5 protein-coding genes and 3 pseudogenes are annotated in these 4,364 nt (G+C 60.1%); 1 reads left to right on the top strand and 7 read right to left on the bottom strand.

Features of this window, described 5'->3' with window-relative positions; translation table 11 throughout:
- Positions 1-46: 46 nt before the first annotated feature.
- The 5 genes and pseudogenes from AWB67_RS34600 to tnpA form a co-directional block, all read right to left on the bottom strand.
- Positions 47-424, bottom strand: coding sequence for an IS66 family transposase (locus AWB67_RS34600; RefSeq protein ID WP_159965090.1), 378 nt, complete (start codon positions 422-424; stop codon positions 47-49).
- 11 nt (positions 425-435) lie between these two features.
- Positions 436-990, bottom strand: a pseudogene (locus tag AWB67_RS43615) (IS66 family transposase); the annotation flags it as partial.
- 163 nt (positions 991-1,153) lie between these two features.
- Positions 1,154-1,399 (bottom strand): annotated as a pseudogene (locus AWB67_RS43610) (IS66 family transposase); the annotation flags it as partial.
- A gap of 74 nt (positions 1,400-1,473) precedes the next feature.
- A complete protein-coding gene (gene tnpB, locus AWB67_RS34585) occupies positions 1,474-1,821 on the bottom strand; it encodes an IS66 family insertion sequence element accessory protein TnpB (protein ID WP_143328452.1) in 348 nt (115 codons plus the stop codon).
- Complete coding sequence (gene tnpA, locus AWB67_RS42515) at positions 1,815-2,150, bottom strand: IS66 family insertion sequence element accessory protein TnpA (RefSeq protein WP_235025526.1); 336 nt, start codon at positions 2,148-2,150, stop codon at positions 1,815-1,817. Before tnpA ends, tnpB begins: the two co-directional genes overlap by 7 nt.
- Before the next feature lie 164 nt (positions 2,151-2,314).
- Here tnpA and AWB67_RS34575 point away from each other — a divergent pair.
- Positions 2,315-2,728, top strand: a pseudogene (locus AWB67_RS34575) (DDE-type integrase/transposase/recombinase); the annotation flags it as partial.
- Positions 2,729-2,734: 6 nt separating this feature from the next.
- Here the strand turns inward: AWB67_RS34575 and AWB67_RS34570 are convergent.
- Entirely contained in the window at positions 2,735-4,033 is a 1,299-nt protein-coding gene (locus AWB67_RS34570; protein WP_235025525.1) for a recombinase zinc ribbon domain-containing protein, read from the bottom strand.
- Positions 4,011-4,364: recombinase family protein (locus AWB67_RS42510; protein WP_235025524.1), on the bottom strand; the 354-nt coding region annotated here is incomplete at its 5' end. The genes AWB67_RS42510 and AWB67_RS34570, both read right to left, overlap by 23 nt.

Below are 4,364 nucleotides of genomic sequence, written 5' to 3'. Positions count from 1 at the left end.
GTGTCGCAGCGCCATCGAAGGCCAACTCCCAATGTTTATCGAGGATTCAGAAGGAGGTGCACAATGAACGCCCCGTCGCAATCGGGCGAATCTGTCGTTCCAGCGCATTGTTGTCCGGCAGCAGGATGCCGCTCTCGGTGTAACGAACGAGCGCCTGCCAGTGACGTAACGCGTATCCGAAGGCCTTCGCCAGCGGCGCCTGAGTCGGTAAGCCGATGACGTTGCCCTCCAGCCACTGCCGAAATCGCATGAGCAGCGGAAGCGCCTCGGTTTGCCGTGCCGCATATTTGAGATCCGGCGTGTGCTCGCGAATTCGCGATTCGATCGCATACAACTGGGCGATCCATTGCAGCGCGCGCGCGGCGAGCCCCGGTGTGCTTTGTGTCTTGCGATTTCGAAGAAGCGTCGGCGGCAATGGGCCCAACACCCAACCTCGACGATGTCGCCGGTTTCGTAGAGGGCGCCATGGCCACTGTACGCGTCCGCCTGCAGATAGCCTTTGTACGTCTGCAGGTACTTCAGCGGATGCGAGCCCGAGCGCGATTTGGCGAATTCGAACACGACCGCCGGCGGATGATCGACCCAGACGCCATTCTCCTCGCGTTGTCCGGCGCCGAGATAGCCCCATAATCGCGCCGTTCGTGTTGCCTTGCGACCCTTCTCAAGCAGCTGTAGCGTGGTGTCGTCCACGTGCATGCGGGGCGCCTGCAACTGGTGAACCCGCAGTGGTGGCAGCAGCACTTCGAGCAACTCGGCCGCCGCGAGCTTCCATTCGCACAGCGTTGCCCGAGGAAGATGCACGTGACGGCGCGCGTAGCGCATCTCCTGCCGGTTTAATGGCAGATGATCGACATAGGTGTTGACCAGGATGTTTGCCAGCAGGCTCGCGCTCGCGTTGCTCTTCGGCAAAGGCGAAGGCCGGGCGCTGGCGGTCACAATGGTCGAATCGCCATCTTTCTTCGCCGCGTACTTGAAGCGAACGTGCTCGATGACGGTGAGCCTGGACGGCTCGTAGTGCAGCGTCTCGCCGCTCGTCGCCGATGCGCTCGAGCGTATCGAATGCGGCCTTCTGTTCGTCGCTCAGGTCGTATTCGACGCGCGTGCGGGGCAGATCCTTCGACAAAGCAGGACGGCCCTTGCGGGTGTGGCCCTCAACCTGAACCTTGGCGGGTTCGGGTGGCACCGGTAGATCTGAGGCGGCATCGAACAATTCCGCCTGGCCTGCCAACCGCTCGGAACTGACGCCGAAGTGTGCACGGTTCAACTGGGCAATCTGGTGCTGCAGGCTTTCGAGTTGCTCCCATAGCACCCACGCGAGCCGATTCTGTTCGAGCGCGAATGCCTGCAGCGCCTCGGGCTCGATCGGCAGATCCGCGACAGTGATGGCGGCGGGCGACATGTCGATCATGATGCCCAACTCGCGCGTCGTTTACAAGACTCGTGAGCGTCGAATCTGCGCGAGGTGCAAGCTAATCAACTGACGCGCGTCACCGCGACCACGCGGTGCGGTTCGCGCGCCGGGATCTCGATGCCTTCGAGCCACGCATTGAGCTCGGCGAGCGTGAAGCCGCGTTGTGCGAGCGACGCCGGTGATGGGAAATGTCCGTGTTCAAGCCGCTTGTACCAAAGTGCGAAGCCGGTGCGATCCCAATATAAGCACTTGACCTTCGTGCGGTCCCGACCCACGAACACGAACAAATTGCCCGAGGCAGGCTTCTGGGCCAGCAGCGGTTCGACCAGATAGGACAGTGTGTCGATCGATTTGCGCATGTCGACCGGCTCACGGCAGATGTAGGCTCGAACGTCGGCCGCGATCAGCACCGTGCACCGCCCAACTGCCCGAGCACGAAGCGCACGATGCGCTCGGCATGCGCGCCGGTCAGTTCGATGCGAACACCGGCGAGTGACAAGGTCACGCGATCACGTGACGACGACGTATCTGCCGTCGTCGACGGCTGCGTCACGACCGGCTCTGGCTCACCATCTGCACGGGCAACAACAAACGTCGCATCCGGGGTCACGGCGAGCGGGTTCGTCCGGGCAGTTGTCTCGCCCGCGAGCTTCTTGCGCCACAAGCCGAAGGTACTGACTGCAAGCCCTTGCTCTCGGCAGAAACGTCGTGCGCCAACTCCGCTTCGTTTCCACGCCATGACCATCTCCCGCCAGAATGCCTCGCCTTGCCGAGAACGTCGCGCTGCCCTCGGTCCCGCAGTCTCTTCGGTTGGGTCGACCATCGAAATGCTCCGCCGTCACGATGGCAAGACGTTCGCACCACGCGCGCTTGTATTCAAGACGGGATGCGCTGACGCATACGTTTTGCACACGATACAGCGAATGGGCGAATGCACTTCCGCTAACCTTACGGCAGACGCATGCTCCGGGCGAGAAGCTGTTCGTCGACTACTCAGGCGACAAGGTTGCGATCGTCAACGCGGATACGGGCGAAATCCGGGAGGCAGAGTTGTTCGTGGCTGTTCTGGGAGCCTCGAACTATACGTATGCAGAAGCAACCTGGACTCAGCAAAGTTCTGATTGGATTGGTTCTCACGTTCGAGCATTCGAATTTATGGGCGGTTGTCCTGAGATCGTCACGCCCGACAACCTTAAATCGGGTGTGCACAAGCCGAGCTTTTACGATCCCATTATCAATCGAACATACGGAGAAATGGCCTCACATTATTCTGTGGCAGTCATCCCAGCCCGGAGTAAAAAGCCCCGTGATAAGGCGTAGGCTTCATACTGCACCTTGTGTGGTTGATGGAACAGCGATAAACGTTGGTTGTGTCGAAGTGTAGCGTCCGCCTTGCCCTTTGACCAAAACGACGTCGCCGATGGGCTCATAAAGGCAGCGATGCAGGTTACCGTAGCGATGTTGACGCAACAGCCCGCGCTGGGCCCACAGGTAGATGCTAGTCGGGCAGACCCCGAGTTGTGCGGCCAGCTCGTTGGCTGTCACCATGCCGCGTTCGCGCAGGCGTTCAAACCGGCTCTTGAGCCGGTAGGCGGTGCGGACGATAAAGACCTTCTTGTGCGTGAACGTTTCACCTTTCCAGTTTGTATAACCGAGCGCATTAAGCTGTTCGGCGACTTGCCGATCCGAGCCGGTTTCGAGGAGTTCGTCGACCTTCGCAACGACTTCCGGCAAAGTCTTGCGAATCAGGGCGATGGGTTTGGGCTTGTCGATCTCCAGCGAGGTCGTTCGCCCGCCACGAAAGCGTACGTGGATCGCAACGCGTTCGGACTTGACCAAGGTTACGTCCTCAATGAGCAAGGCGACCATGCGCTTGCGCTCAACCGGCACGACTCGTTGGTCATTCCAAACGCGAGGGAAGTCCTCGGCGAGCGCCCGAATCTGGGTCCGCGCGTCGCTGCTTAAAAGCTTGTGATCGGCATTCTGAAGTCGTTCGTTCTCTTGCTGCAATGAATCCAGTACGCGCAGACGTTCGTTCCAGTCCGCTTCCAACGTGTCTGCGACCAGCCGATTGGTCGGATCGACGCTCATATATCGACGACGCGCAAGCTCGGCATCATAGCGCGCTCGGACCAGTTGATTCTGACGCTGAGCCGCGGCCTGTTTGACGCGCCCCGATATCTCGTCTTCGACCGCTAGTGCGACTTCGAGTACAGCCGGCGCGACGCTATCCAGAAGCAGTGAGCCTATCGCGCTATCGATAGCGCTTCCGCGAACAGACTGACAGGGTTTGCCGGCACGACGCACCGGATTCTCGGTGCACATATAGTACGGCTCAAGCTTATTGCCGACGACCTGATACCGTACGCGCATGCGTGCGCCACACACTCCGCACACGACACGCCCCTGCAGAAGACCCACTCCCTCGCGTGGCATGCTGCCCCGTCGATCACGACCGAATCCGGTTAGATTCTGCTTAAGCGTCGCCTGGTTGCGTTCGAACTCGTCCCAATCAATAAAGCCTGGATGGGCATTCTGAATTAACACCTGCCAATTCCCTCGGTCAACCTTTAGCGCCGTGGATTTACCTCCCGGACGATTACGCTCCACGTGTGCGGCCATATACGAAGGCGCCAGCATAACGGGGGTTGTGCAGTATCTGGATGACGCGGCAGTGCTCCAACGGCCCCCAAATCAGATCTCCCTTGCCAATCCCCCGGCGGATACGACGCGGAAACAGCCAACCCTCCTGGTGAAATCGCTTGACCGTGGCGGTAGCTGACGCAGCTTGCCGAAACGTGTCGAATAGCAGCTGCAGCGCGCCCCGGACCTGTTGATCAGGATCGAGTGCGACTGAACCATTCGGGTGATACACAAGCCCGATAGGCAAAGGCACTTCCAGTTCGCCCCGGCGTGCCTTGTTCTTGATCCCGCCTTGCAGCCTGCCCTTGAG

The sequence above is a fragment of the Caballeronia terrestris genome, from assembly GCF_001544515.1.
Taxonomy (GTDB): Bacteria; Pseudomonadota; Gammaproteobacteria; order Burkholderiales; family Burkholderiaceae; genus Caballeronia; species Caballeronia terrestris.
The sequence above is the reverse complement of the archived record's forward strand: the minus strand, read 5'-3'. Positions and strand labels throughout refer to the sequence as shown.